Raw genomic sequence first — 13,510 nt, 5'->3', positions numbered from 1 at the left:
TCGAACTCCCTTATTCATTCTTCGTTTTTGGATCCAACACATCTCGCAAGCCATCGCCCACTACATTGAATGCCAACACGGTTAAAAAAATGGCAATACCTGGCATCATAACTACATGTGAGGATGTCCCTAGATAATCACGTCCAAGACTCAACATCGCTCCCCAATCCGGTGTTTCAGGACTCGCGCCTAGACCAAGGAAACTTAAACTAGAGGCAGCTAAAATCGCTGTTCCGATTCTCATCGATATAAATACGATTAAGCTGCCAAGAGTTTCAGGAAGAATATGTTGAAACATAATCCTAAAATGTGAGGATCCCATTGATTTGGCTGCCTCTACAAATACCGTTTCTTTTGCCTCAAGGGTGGCTCCTCTTACCAGTCTCGCAAACGATGGGACACTAAAGATAGATACCGCTATCACCACATTATTTAAGCCCGGACCTAAGATGGCGACAATGGCAATCGCTAATAATAAATCGGGAAAAGCAAACATCACGTCGCTTGACCTCATGATAAAGCGATCTAACCAACCACCGAAATATCCACTTATAAGTCCTAGAATTGTGCCAACGATGGCTCCCAAAAATACAGAAAGAAAGCTGACACTCAGCGAAATTCTAGAACCTACTAGTAAGCGGCTAAAAATATCGCGGCCATATTCATCGGTACCTGCGAAGTGTTTACTACCAGGTCCTTGCAACATGGAACTATAATCGGGTTTATAGGGATCATATGGTGCGATGTAAGGCCCAATAACTGCAATGATAATCAACAATAGAATAAAAAAACTTGCCCACAATGCTGTCTTCTGCCTTTTCCAATTCTTCCAAAACTCTTTGAGTGGTGAATACTTTTTTTCTGTGATGATGGTGTTGCTCTGATTTACTGTCTTAGATAATTCCATGACTACCCTCCTCTAAGCAACGTAGCGGATTTTAGGATTGAGAAAACTATAGAGAATATCAACTAATAAATTGACAAGTATAAATTCAAGGGAAAACAGTAATAGTTCCGCTTGTATAACCGGGTAATCCCTAAAGGCAATCGAATCAATTAATAAACGACCCATCCCAGGAAAACTAAAGACCGTTTCGACTACTACAGATCCGCCTAATAAAAAGCCAAACTGGAGACCTGCAATGGTAACAACAGGAATTAACGAGTTTCTTAATGCGTGTTTTGGAATGACAACAGACTCCTTTAATCCTTTCGCACGTCCAGTGCGAATAAAGTCAGCTTTGAGCGTTTCTAACAATGATGACCTTGTAAAACGGGCAAGCATGGACATGATTCCTGCACCTAACGTTATCGAAGGTAAAACATAACTTTTCCACCCTTCTGCTCCGCCGGTTGGGAACCATCCTAGTTGAACGGAAAAAATTTGAATGAGGATTAACCCTAACCAAAAACCAGGTAAAGAGATTCCGGAAACAGCCGTAACCATCCCGAAATAATCCGGCCATTTATTTTTAAATACGGCCGATAGGGTACCTATCAGTAAACCAATGACCAAAGCCCAGACCATGCTAAATAATGTCAAATAAATGGAGGGCATAAATCGATCAATAAATAAATCCATTACTGGTAGGCCGGTTTTTAGTGATGTACCTAAATTACCGTGAAATAAATGGTTCATATAGGAACCATATTGTTCCCAAATTGGTTTATCGAGACCAAGCTCAGCTCTAATGATGGTTACCTCTTCTAACGTCGCATCCTTGCCGGCAACTAACCGTGCAGGATCGCCTGGAATTAAGTGAGTGAAAAAGAAGATTAAGATCGAAACGATGAATAGGATAGGAATCATTTCAAGAATTCTTTTAATAATATATTGGAGCAAAGCAGATAACCCCTTTCTAAGAAAAGCGCAAGCGTCCGTTTAGCGGCGTATGGAGTGGAGTTCTTCGACTGAGATAAAGGAAACACGGAGAGCTTAAGCGATCCGATGTTGACTTATCGTAGGGAGAAGAGCGAAGTCCACTAGCCGCTGGGCGCTGGAGCTGGACAATTCTCAAAGTCAAAATTTTATGCTTTCTTATCTTTTAGAAAAGCTGATGGTGCCCAGAGCTATACATCTATCAAAGTGCAAAGATATACTTTCTGATAAAGAAGGAAGCATCAGGAACCATCCCTCCGCCTCCTTTTTGATTTACTTAATATGTGCGTTAGTTACATCAATTCCGCCATCAGGAGAAATGGCCACACCTTCAACATTTGTTCTCTTACCTGCTAAAATTTCATCAACGCCAAGGAAAATCCAAGGAGCATCTTTGTAGATTGTAGACTGAATATCACCATAGATTTCTGCCTGTTTCTCTGGATTTGCCGTTTTATTAACTTCCTCAATCCATTTGTCTACCTGCTCATTTTTATAATAGGCAGTATTGGCTCCATTTGGAGGGAATGAACCTCCGTAGAATAACGGCTTCGTTGCATTGGTTGTATCAGAAGGATAGGCTGACCAGCTTACGTACCACATCTGTAACTTTGCTTCTTCAGGTGTTTTTGCCCCGAAGATTTGGTCTGATAGGGTACCTTCTTCCATTGATTTAATTTCTAGGTCTACACCTATAGCTTTTAGTTGCTGCTGGATAAACTGCATACCTTTCATGGTATCGGAGTTTGTATTCCCCCATATTTCCGTTTTAAAGCCTTTTTCATATCCAGCTTCTTTTAACAACTGTTTTGCTTTTTCGATATTTTGCTCATACACTTCCTGCTGTTTATAATAAAGTGTTTTACTAGGAATAGCCGAGTCTAACGGCAACCCAAATCCGGCGTTAACAACATGAATAAAATCTTTCTTACTTACTGCATAGTTTAATGCTTGGCGAACACGAGGGTCATTAAAAGGTTTTTTCATCGTGTTAATCGATACATATCGAGCGATAGTAGAAGGGATTTTTTCAACCTTAATAGCATCATTTCCCTCTAACTCTTTTATGTTTTGACTTGGTAATGGATAGATGACTTGAGCTTCACCAGTTTTTAACATAGCTACACGTGAGCCATTTTCTGGAACCGGTTTATAAGTGATTTTCTTTACCCGGTCCGCTTTATTCCAGTAATCGTCAAATCGTTCAACTGTTAAATGATCTCCCTGAACCCATTCAACAAATTTAAACGGGCCCGTACCAACTGGGTTTTTACCTATTTTATCTTTTCCTTCTGCTAGCAGCTTAGGACTAAGAATCTTCGCTGATGAAAATCTTGTTAACATTCCAGCATAAGGTTCTTTTAAAGTTACCTTCATTTCATAATCATTGATAATCTCAATGTTTGTTATAAGATTAAACCCGCGGCTATTTAAACGGAGGCTATCGTCCTTCATGATTCTTTCATAGTTAGCTTTCACAGCCTCAGCATTAAATGCTTCCCCATCATGGAACTTTACACCTTGCCGAAGTTTAAATGTGTATTCCAAGGCATTTTCACTGACACTATAATCTTCAGCTAATTTTTTGATTATTTTCCCTTCTGAATCAAATCCCAATAGGCCTTCAAGCATAGCTGACTGTACAGAGTTAGAATTGGTATCTCCTGTATTATGTGGATCCATTGATATGAAGTTTTCATTGACAGCGATAACCATTTCTTTGTCACCTTTTTTGCTACCGTCCTTCTTTTCCCCACCACTTTCTTTACTAGAACATCCAACTACCAACACTGTCGAAATAACAACTAACAACAGCATTTTCCAAAAATGTGCCTTGATCAATTGATTTCCCCCTTTGTTTTTTGTTTTTTTCAGGTGTTTTGTTCTTGGTGGAACCCTTCTCTGCTATATCCCTGAGTAAATATGATTATAATTACTCCTATCTCCCCTTGGATTAAGAATCATAGATAAGAGTAATCTTAAATCCTAGCAATAATTTTGTTCATGGTATTAACAAATGTTATAAAAAACTAATATTTTTCTTTATTTTTTATTAGATTACCCATTAATTTCTCCAGTGATGAAATTAATAGGACAAAAAAATATTGATTCCTCTAATGAACATTTTTTGCTAGCTTTTTATTCTTCTAGATAAATTCAGATTTATTTTAAAATTCAAAATCATTATAACTTCTAATGAAATCGTTTTCAACATCTTTTTAAATAATTTATAAAATGCTCCTAATTACTCTTATTAACAAACTCTTCCAACATTGTTGGTGTTTTAGGGGTTAGAGTCTCAAGTTGACTATGGAAGAGAAACAACCATCGCTTCGACGGAGACAATGACAGACAACCATATCTGTGCTAAACTACTGTAAATAACCGGAATAAAGGATGATAGACATGAGGTCCTTCATGACAAATATTCTAAATGCTAAGCTACAGAATCCTACATCCACGAAAGAGTTTATTCTGTATAACTACGATATTCTATATGAGAGATTAAAACTCGCTTCTTATATGTTTATTTTTTCCTATCCTGTTTTTTTCATCATTGACTTTTTTATATTAAATAAACATAGTAACTCCACTTATATAGTTATCCTTTCATGTGTGCATATAACAAACCTTGCCATCTCCCTTATTTGGATGATGATTTACCACCGCGGTAAGAATGTACATAAGAACTGGATTGTGAATAGCTATATCCTTCTCTATTTATTAATGGGTGCCATTACTTCGATTAATAGTCAGTTGTTTACCGGAAATATTTACGCTTACCTTTTTACCTTGTTTGGGGTCGCCGTAACCTTCCCCGTTCATCCCAAAAATCTATTATTCTCATTTTCAGGTATACACTTATTGTTTGTTATCGGTTTAATCCTTAATGAACAAATTGACTTTTCGTTATTAATGAATCTCATAAACTCAACTAGCGCAGCTGTCATTTCGTACATGATCGCCCTAACCTTCTATACGTTCCGAAAAAATGATTTTTTAAACAAATGGAAACTAGGTAGGAATGAGGAAGGTTTTCGCAGATTATTTCATATGAATCCAAATCCGTTAATCCTTACAAAACTTGCAAATGGTGAGATTTTACTTATGAATCATCAGGCCATCAACTACTATCATCTAGAAGGGACAAAAACGGATGCCAGTTTCCTGTTTAGCGATTCTACGGAAAAAGAACACATATTAAACAGGCTGCTAGAGCTGAAAGTCATTAAAAACTATGTGACCGAGCAGCAAATCACACCGAAAATAAAGAAATGGTCAATCCTTCAATTCGAGTTGGTCGATTACTTAGATGATACCTGTATTTTAATTGGGGCAACGGATATTACCGACATAAAAGAAAAGGAAGAGGAGCTTTCAAAGTACGCTTCGATTGATATGCTTACAGGGGTAAGGAATAGAAGAAGCGGCATCGAGCTATTGCAGAAACAATTAGCCGAAGGACCCCATGCCCAAGAATTTATTCTCTGCTTTATCGACATTAACGATTTAAAAAAAGTTAACGACCATTATGGTCATTCAACTGGTGATGACCTGATTAAGACATTCTGTGAAACCATAAACTATCATATTGATAACAACGATGTCCTATTCCGTTTCGGCGGAGATGAATTTATCATTCTATTTTTCAAAAAGCAAATGGCGGCGGTTCAGCAGGTGTGGGACAACATCAGGATGGAGTTCCAGGCTATAAATAAATTAGGGCAAGAGCCCTACCAAATCTCTGCAAGTCTGGGATTCTACCACTATAAACCTGGAACTCCTATTACAGTGGAGGAAATCTTTGAATTGGCTGACCAAGAAATGTATAAAAATAAGAATATATATAAAACACAACACAAGAACCTATCTAAGACGTTCGAATAATCTAAAAACACCCCACAGAGAAAAACAATTCCTGTGTGGGGTGTTTTGTATTGCTGGACTGTGTCAGGCACCCGGCGAGCGATTCTCAAAATCGTAATCTATTAGAACCGGAGCAACCCTTGCATTCTTTAAAGCTGGAGTGTCTGGTCTTGCAATTTGATAGACTGACGCACCAACGATTTCGGCCGTTTCTTGTAGTTTATTCTTGTCAATTTTATCAATAGTATCTGCCGGGGTATGATACCATGGCTCAAGCGGCGAGTGAATGAATAACGCTGCCGGAATTCCAAGTTCATGGAACGGCTGGTGGTCACTGCGTCCTAACTTGCCATATGGAATCGCTTCGGCTGCAGCTGTTCTTGCACCTGCAGCCGCACCAAGATCGGTTACTAAATTTTTCTTCCCATCAATTGTATACATGATTAATCCGCCTGCAGGGTTATTACCGCCCGCATCTTTGCTTCCCACCATGTCCATTTGGAAATGCGCAACGATTCGATCCGCTTCTTCCTCACTTAATGTGCTTGCATAATGATAGGATCCCAACAGTCCTTTTTCCTCTGAACCAAAGGTAACAAAGCGAAGCTCCGTATCAATTGGCATATTGGCCATTACTCTAGCAAGTTCAAGAACTGTTGAAACACCAGATGCATCATCATTTGCCCCTGGTCCGCCTGGTACAGAATCATGGTGTGCTCCAACCATGACAACTTGGCCAGTATCCTTGTTTTTATTTGGCTTCATCTTGGCAATGACGTTGTAGGAAGTTTTTTCAATATAACCTGAACCCGTTACTTTAACATGGGCTGAAACAGGGCCATTCTTTAATTGCTCTACTAACGCAAGACCTTGAGCTCTCGTAATGGTAACAGCAGGTATATTTTGACCTGGATCTGCGACACCAACATTATTGGCGGTTCCGGTATTATTATATAAAATGACCCCGACGGCCCCCTTTTCCAATACATTTTTGACTTTGTCCACAAAAGGGTTAGTACCGCGTTCAATCAGGGCAATTTTCCCTTTTACGGTGTCAGGCACCGTACCAGGGAGTGCAAGACCAACATTCATCACTTCTGCCGTTACCTCTGCACTATAGGATCCCGAGAAAACGTAGGGATTTAGTGATTCACCGTTAATAACGAGCGACCCAACTCGAGGGCCCTTTACTGTGTCATAAATTTTAAAAGGCTGAAGCTCCGTCTCATAGCCATACTTCTCAAACTGGCTTTTTATGTACTGAACTCCTATTAACTCTCCTTCCGTCCCTGCCTCACGCGGTTGTGCCGATAATAATGCAATCGTATTATACATGTTATCCGCACTAATCTTCTTGATAATTTTGTTGTCAAAAGCCGTGGCAGATTGCGCGTTCGGTGCCGCAGGAGGTCCTTGTGCGTATACTCCATTAACACCTAAAACTATCCCTGCCGTTAATAATACCGCCATCGTTTTTTTCCTAGTCATTTAACCACTCCCCTAGCAATGTAATCGCTTTCAATTATTAATCACTTTAGTAACTTGGTAAACTATTAAAGTGTTACAAAATAAGAGGATATTCTCCATTTCAATTACTAAGTTCCTAGAAAAGAAACAACCTTTTGTAAGCACATGCTGATAAATGGTGAAAAATGAAATAAAGACAGGAGGAAATGCCCACTACTTATGCCTCAATAGGCCCACTTCACCTTCTTTGTGACCGAGATCAACCTTTTTTCCATTTTCAGTCACATAAAGACCTGCAGACAACCCTTTGAGCCATAGGATATAAGCAAGGGTGTTCCTTCTGGAAAAGAACCATGAAGAAAGTGATAGGGGAAAAGACGCCAATCAATGAGGTATATACTATATGATAATGAACAAGAGGCTGTCCCGAAAAGTTATTGTAAAATAACTTTTCGGGACAGCCTTTTCCCACATGCGAAGAAATTCATTTAATAATTCACGATTAAGAACCTAGCAAAAACAATTCACAGCCCTGTCAATTAATATAGCTTGAATCTATTATCCAAAAATAGTAAAATCAATTGACAACTTTTTAGTTTTTTAATAGATAGATTCTTGCTAGTCTAGCAATGGAGGAATAAATAAAAATGAAGAAGCGCAAATGGAAAACTATTGGTTTTAGCCTATTGGGAATTGTCGTTCTTGCCGTCGCTGTTCTTGGCTATGAGTACTATCAGCTACAACCAAAAAACCACTTCAAATCGGTCCCCGTTGTCAGCTCAGGGAAAGCCAGTGGTACCACCCCTGCCAACGAAACAGTCGAGGTAAAAGAACCCGTATTTAACTTGTTATTGATTGGTTCGGACGAAAGAAAAGGAGAAAAAATCGGCCATTCTGACTCAATGATGCTTGTTCACGTGGACATTAATAAGCACAAATATAATGCGATGAGCATTCCACGCGACACCCGTGTTTTTTTAGATGGCTATGGATATACCAAGCTCACGAGTGTTCAATACATTATGCAAGCAACAAAAGGGAGCCAGCAAGGGGTTGAAGCAGCCGTCCATGCCGTCAGCGAGTTAACTGGCGTTCCCATCAACTACTATGTAGAAACCAATTATGGCGGCTTTCAAGCAATGGTCGATGCCATTGGCGGCATTGATATGGAGGTTCCATATCAGGTTACCTTAACACATCCCTGGTTTAGAGAAAATAAGAATAAGGTCATAAGCCCGGGTACCCATTTTTTTGATGGAAAAATGGTTTCAGAGGTTGTACATGAACGCTATTCCTTAGCGGACGGTGAATATGGCCGGCAAAAACTACAAGAAGAAGCATTAAAAGGGATTGCCAAAAAAGCACTTAGTCCAACGAACATCACCAAACTGCCTTCTTTAGTAAAATCGATTCCAGACTTTGTCACAGCCACTAATATGACAACATCGGATATGCTTAGCCTTGGTTTAGCAGCTAAAGATTTCAATCCTGACACCCAGTTGTCCTACCTTCAAGTACCAGGTGAATGGAAAAGGCTTTATGATGACATCTTAAAGGCAAATAACGATCAGTTAGTCATTGATCAGAAAAAAATTAAAGATTTAGTATCAGTTAATTTTTAAAGAAGCTCGCCGATCGTGGATGATTTCTATTTTCGACAAATTTCGCATAGAACAAAAGATCAGTCAAATGATATAATTCAAAGTATCCAATAATAGGGGAGCAATTCCATGAATTATAAAGAACTTCATTTAATAGACCATATGGATGAATTACGTAAGAGATTGATCATTTCAGCCGTGGCTTTTATCCTATTTCTTGTTCTTGGGCTCATCTTTGCCAAAAACATTTATAATTTTTTTATGGGTAACCTTGGCTACAAGCTAATGGTGTTAGGACCAAGTGACATCATCTGGATTTTTTTTCACTTGGCCACTGTCATTGCAGTTGCCGGAACAATCCCCGTACTAGCATGGCAAATATGGTTATTTGTAAAGCCAGCCTTGAAACCGTTTGAAAGAAAGGCTGCATTGTCCTATATACCCGCCTTATTTTTGCTTTTTATCGTAGGGCTTATGTTTGGATACTTTTTTATCTTTCCAAACATCATGACCTTCCTTCTAAAAATGGGAGACGGACTTATGATTCCCTCATTTACTGCAGAAAAATATGTTGGTTTCTTAATTGATATGACTTTACCCTTCGGTATTGCTTTTGAAATGCCATTAATTTTAATGTTTTTAACAACCCTGGGCATCTTAAATCCCTATAAAATTGTTAAGCTACGAAAATATGCCTATTTTATTCTAGTTATTATTGCTTCGATGATTTCTCCTCCAGAAATCATGTCTCATCTATCAGTAGCGGTGCCGTTGATCCTCTTATTTGAAATAAGTATTCTCTTATCTAAAATTGTCTATAAAAAGAAGCAAAAACGTATGGCTTTGTTAAACACGGAAGACCTTGAGTAAATGATAGAGGCCAGATTCGACAATGAATCTGGTCTCTTTTTTTTATTTACCTTTCTTCCCTTTTTTTTCCTGAAACCTCCTCCCTGCTAAAAAGCTAAGCCATCAATCCCGGCTCAGTTTCTCTTTTTATGAAGAACCCTTTCATCCTTCCCAAATATCTGGATAGTGCCTGTCACAAGGTTCTGTATCTCTTATCTTCTATTCTCTTTAAAAAAAAGCAAAAATGCATGATTCTGTTAAACGCAACCGGACATAACCAGGTACCCCAAACAAAAAATGTTTCATTTTCCTTTTTTCGGGGTAAATAGGGATAAGTCGACAAGCTGTCGATCAACAAAAATCGATTCAAGGAGATGAGAATTACAATGCAAACGAAAGCTCTCGTTTTTGAAAGGAGACCATTTTCTAAGGTACACTCAATTTTGACAAGTCAAGGATTTACATTGATTGGAATAGACCAATCTGTAAAGTACAGAGTACCATTGCGAGATACTTCCACTGAATCAACCTATTGGTTAGAGATTCCTGTTGATCAAAACGCTGGCGAGCCAAACCAGGCCAAGCTCGGAAAACCATCTTTGTATGGGGAAAAAAGAATTCCACGACCTGTCAGAGAAGCAGCCGAAAGTAAACTTTATGAAATTGCAGATTATTTGAGAAATATTATAGTAAAAAAGGTGGTCCATCTCCCTAACCATAAACAATTAAACAATTCAATGGTGCCGAATGTGGATGAGATGATGCGGCTTGGGAAGGAAATGGAGTCAATGCAAACAAACGCTGAACTAGAAGCAAGTGGGTGGATTCCTGACCCTATCCAATATGAACCGAAGAGTTAACAGTTGTAACCGACAATAACAATTTTTATAATAGACACTAATAAAAAGCCAATCTCTTAAGGGAAAGGAGAAAGGATTAATGAAGAAAAGTCATGAAGCACATTCTCCCAAGCCAAAGGAAAGGCAATATCGCAAAATTCAGCTATATCAACAGACAAAATGCAAACAATTAGCTACCAAACTGCTTTTGTCCTACAGGTATTTAGTAGGTTCAACTGCACGCAAACTATCACGATATCTCCCCGATTTATATGATGACTTATTTCAGGTTGGACAAATGTCACTCTTGCGGTCGCTTGAAAGGTATGATCAAAAACAGGGCTCCCCCTTTGAAGCGTACGCAAGGAAAAGCATAAAAGGAGCGATGATGAATTATCTGCGTGATAAGGCTTGGATCAAGCCTATGCCCCGCTGGATGAAAGAAAACTGGGTGACAGTTCAGCAGGCCATCGATGAATTAACCGTGAAAAAAGAGAGATCACCCAGCCTTTCAGAGATCGCCGATTACTCCAACCTATCAATGGACGTTACGGAGAAGGTCCTTGCTGGACAAGCCAACGCTCATGTCGCATCGCTTGATGCCCCGCTTAAAAATGAACATGAAGTGATTACTCTTTCAGAAGTGATTGGAGCCGACGCCAGGGAATATCAGGCAGTTGAAACCTTTATGGATCTAAGCCTAGCTTGGTCACAGCTTAGTAAAAAGGAACAGCAGATCCTGCATCTGAATTTAATCGAAATGGAGTCGCAGCGAACCATCGCCAATCAGTTAGGTGTGTCACAGATGACCGTCAGCCGCATCCTGAAACAAGCCTTAGTAAAGTTGAAACAAGGACTAGCTTATCCCTTCTCCACAATAAATGCGTAAACTTCAAAACCGGTAGGTCGATCAAGGCCCTGCCGGTTTTTACATGGTTGTTTTTCTTACTCATTTCGTAATAATTCCTCTTTCATCCAACGATTGTTTAGAAATCACTTCAGCCGGCATCCTTTCTCGATTTTCTCCCCCTTCATTACTTTAAAAGAATGTCGACTACTATTTCCCTATTTTAAAAAGAACTAGATGGTGCTTAGTAACAGATTTTATAAAAATTTTTTCTCGCGCCTGTCCTTTTTGCCTATTTTTTAATAAATAAAGGGTGAAAGGAGGTGAGTGACAATGGCACAAGCGTTATTAGAAGGAACGAAGCTTCGATTGGTGTTTGAAGCGGGCATGGATAATGAAGGCAATCCGATCCTAAAGACCAAGACGTTCAACAATGTTAAAAAGGAAGCATCTGTTGACCAGTTGTATCAAGTAGCACATGCAATTTCCGTGTTATGCAATGAAATGCTGTACAAAGTAGAGCGCAATGACAGCTTAGAAATTATAGCCTAATAGTTAAGTAAAATATGGAAGCGATAGGAGGTGAGAAAAATGGCAAAAACATTAGAGTTGCAGTTTGGCACGGAGTTTGGCAAGACTGCTCGATTGTCGCTGGACAACCCAAAAGAGCCAATTGACGAGGAAGTCGTAAAACTTGCGATGGAACAAATTATTGCAGCAGATGTTTTCACAACCGCTAGTGGCAAGTTTGTCGCTGCAAAAGGGGTAAGAGTTATCGAGCGCAATGTAACCGATTATGAACTTGTTTAATAACAGAGGGGCCGGATTCATATGCTGAAGCCGGCCTCTTTTGTATAGAAAAGGGGCCGAGCGCCGAAATAATGGATCAGTTAATCTTGTCTGAGAAAATTGAGTTTTAAAAAGAAAGGAGTGCATACTCATGGATCAATTCATTCCAATCATCAGTGAAGTAGGATTCCCCATCGTTGTGACCCTTTATTTGCTTTATCGGATTGAGTCAAAGCTTGATATGGTAGTCCAGTCGATTCAGAATCTTCCTGAACGGATGAAGGAAAGAACGTAGCAAGTAGCATTGCCTACCCCGTAGTCAGACAATAGGCACTAACTTATTGGATAATGCGGGGTAGGAAATTCATATTCCTGACAGAAAGCAAACTTCATCATAACCAAATAAACTCTGCTCACGTATGAAAAGTGAGTGATTTTTGATGTTGGACGTGGGGAAATGTTGACACGTAACGACTCAAGCCTTATCTCATTTTTTTAGAAAGGTAAAATGCTGTTAGGAAATTATTGTTATTCCCCTTTGCATACATTCCCCAGCGTGGTAAATAATAGGAACTAATCTTTTCTGAAAGGGGCAATCATATGAGTGAACAAAATGACAAAAATCAAATGACGCGCCGTCAGTTTCTTCGTAAAGGTAGTTATGTAGCCGGTGGGGCAATTGGCGGGGGAATCATCGGTGGATTCATTACCCAACAAATAATGAAACCGACTACGAATATTACTGATAAGGGGCATAAGGCTGGTGAAGGACGCTATACGCAAGCTTTAATGTATTTTTCAAACCCCGAAGATTTTAAAGTCCTTTCCCAAGCATGTGAGCGAATCTTCCCAACGGATGATCTCGGTCCAGGTGCGATTGATTTAGATGTTCCTTATTATATTGACCATCAATTGGCGGGAGCTTGGGGTAATAATGCTCGAGATTTTATGTTGGGGCCTTTTTATCCAGGAATAGAAACTCAAGGTTTTCAATCACACCTAAAACGAAATGAAATTTTCAGCCAAGGAATTGCCCGAATACAGTCTGTTAGCCAGGAAAAATATAAGAAAAATTTTATTGATTTGACGGATAAAGAACAGGACGATGTGTTAACTGCTTTTGAAAAAGGTAAAGTGCCAATGCAAGGGGTTACCTCAAGTGATTTCTTTACTTTATTGCGTATCGGGGTGTTAGAGGGAGTATATGCTGATCCGTTATATGGCGGTAATCGCGATATGGGTGGATGGAAGATGAAGGGATTCCCTGGCAATCAAATGAGCTATTTAAACCAAATTGAAGCAAAGGACTTTTTGGATATTAAACCTGTTAGTCTTCATTCACATATGCCTCAGCAAAAAAAATAGAATCCAT

At 39.2% G+C, this 13,510-nt stretch carries 13 protein-coding genes; 9 read left to right on the top strand and 4 right to left on the bottom strand.

The window, feature by feature from the left end:
• Nucleotides 1-10 precede the first annotated feature (10 nt).
• The 3 genes from RTR43_RS03275 to RTR43_RS03265 form a co-directional block, all read right to left on the bottom strand.
• Complete coding sequence (locus tag RTR43_RS03275) at nucleotides 11-907, bottom strand: ABC transporter permease (RefSeq protein WP_312469647.1); 897 nt, start codon at nucleotides 905-907, stop codon at nucleotides 11-13.
• Nucleotides 908-919: 12 nt separating this feature from the next.
• A complete protein-coding gene (gene nikB, locus RTR43_RS03270) occupies nucleotides 920-1,843 on the bottom strand; it encodes a nickel ABC transporter permease (protein WP_312469646.1) in 924 nt (307 codons plus the stop codon).
• A gap of 309 nt (nucleotides 1,844-2,152) precedes the next feature.
• Nucleotides 2,153-3,697: a glutathione ABC transporter substrate-binding protein gene (locus RTR43_RS03265; protein WP_396954528.1), complete on the bottom strand. Its 1,545-nt coding sequence runs from the start codon at nucleotides 3,695-3,697 to the stop codon at nucleotides 2,153-2,155.
• 600 nt (nucleotides 3,698-4,297) lie between these two features.
• On the opposite strand from RTR43_RS03265, the gene RTR43_RS03260 reads away from it, so the two are divergent.
• Nucleotides 4,298-5,767, top strand: a complete 1,470-nt coding sequence (locus RTR43_RS03260) for a sensor domain-containing diguanylate cyclase (protein ID WP_312469643.1) — start codon at nucleotides 4,298-4,300, stop codon at nucleotides 5,765-5,767.
• Nucleotides 5,768-5,830: 63 nt separating this feature from the next.
• Here the strand turns inward: RTR43_RS03260 and RTR43_RS03255 are convergent, their stop codons facing one another.
• A complete protein-coding gene (locus RTR43_RS03255; protein WP_312469642.1) occupies nucleotides 5,831-7,234 on the bottom strand; it encodes a M28 family peptidase in 1,404 nt (467 codons plus the stop codon).
• 626 nt (nucleotides 7,235-7,860) lie between these two features.
• Between RTR43_RS03255 and RTR43_RS03250 the strand changes: the two genes are divergently transcribed.
• The 8 genes from RTR43_RS03250 to RTR43_RS03215 all read left to right on the top strand — a co-directional run bounded on the left by RTR43_RS03250 (nucleotide 7,861) and on the right by RTR43_RS03215 (nucleotide 13,503).
• Entirely contained in the window at nucleotides 7,861-8,835 is a 975-nt protein-coding gene (locus RTR43_RS03250; protein WP_312469639.1) for an LCP family protein, read from the top strand.
• A 108-nt stretch (nucleotides 8,836-8,943) separates the two neighbouring features.
• Nucleotides 8,944-9,684 carry a twin-arginine translocase subunit TatC gene (tatC, locus tag RTR43_RS03245; protein WP_312469637.1) on the top strand — a complete coding sequence of 247 codons (741 nt, stop codon included), beginning with the start codon at nucleotides 8,944-8,946 and terminating at the stop codon, nucleotides 9,682-9,684.
• Nucleotides 9,685-10,049: 365 nt separating this feature from the next.
• Nucleotides 10,050-10,523 carry a hypothetical protein gene (locus RTR43_RS03240; RefSeq protein WP_248734414.1) on the top strand — a complete coding sequence of 158 codons (474 nt, stop codon included), beginning with the start codon at nucleotides 10,050-10,052 and terminating at the stop codon, nucleotides 10,521-10,523.
• A gap of 79 nt (nucleotides 10,524-10,602) precedes the next feature.
• Complete coding sequence (locus RTR43_RS03235) at nucleotides 10,603-11,391, top strand: sigma-70 family RNA polymerase sigma factor (RefSeq protein WP_312469635.1); 789 nt, start codon at nucleotides 10,603-10,605, stop codon at nucleotides 11,389-11,391.
• 291 nt (nucleotides 11,392-11,682) lie between these two features.
• Nucleotides 11,683-11,901: a DUF1659 domain-containing protein gene (locus RTR43_RS03230; RefSeq protein ID WP_312469633.1), complete on the top strand. Its 219-nt coding sequence runs from the start codon at nucleotides 11,683-11,685 to the stop codon at nucleotides 11,899-11,901.
• Between the two features lie 39 nt (nucleotides 11,902-11,940).
• Nucleotides 11,941-12,159 carry a DUF2922 domain-containing protein gene (locus tag RTR43_RS03225; RefSeq protein WP_312469631.1) on the top strand — a complete coding sequence of 73 codons (219 nt, stop codon included), beginning with the start codon at nucleotides 11,941-11,943 and terminating at the stop codon, nucleotides 12,157-12,159.
• Nucleotides 12,160-12,289: 130 nt separating this feature from the next.
• The gene (locus RTR43_RS03220; protein ID WP_248734410.1) at nucleotides 12,290-12,433 is read left to right on the top strand and encodes a YvrJ family protein; all 144 of its coding nucleotides are present in this window, start codon (nucleotides 12,290-12,292) and stop codon (nucleotides 12,431-12,433) included.
• A gap of 305 nt (nucleotides 12,434-12,738) precedes the next feature.
• Nucleotides 12,739-13,503 carry a gluconate 2-dehydrogenase subunit 3 family protein gene (locus RTR43_RS03215; RefSeq protein WP_312469628.1) on the top strand — a complete coding sequence of 255 codons (765 nt, stop codon included), beginning with the start codon at nucleotides 12,739-12,741 and terminating at the stop codon, nucleotides 13,501-13,503.
• Nucleotides 13,504-13,510 lie beyond the last annotated feature (7 nt).

Source organism: Neobacillus sp. (genome assembly GCF_031988165.1).
GTDB lineage: Bacteria > Bacillota > Bacilli > Bacillales > Cytobacillaceae > Neobacillus > Neobacillus rhizosphaerae.
Note: the sequence above shows the minus strand (reverse complement) of the source record. Positions and strands in the feature narration are given on the sequence as shown.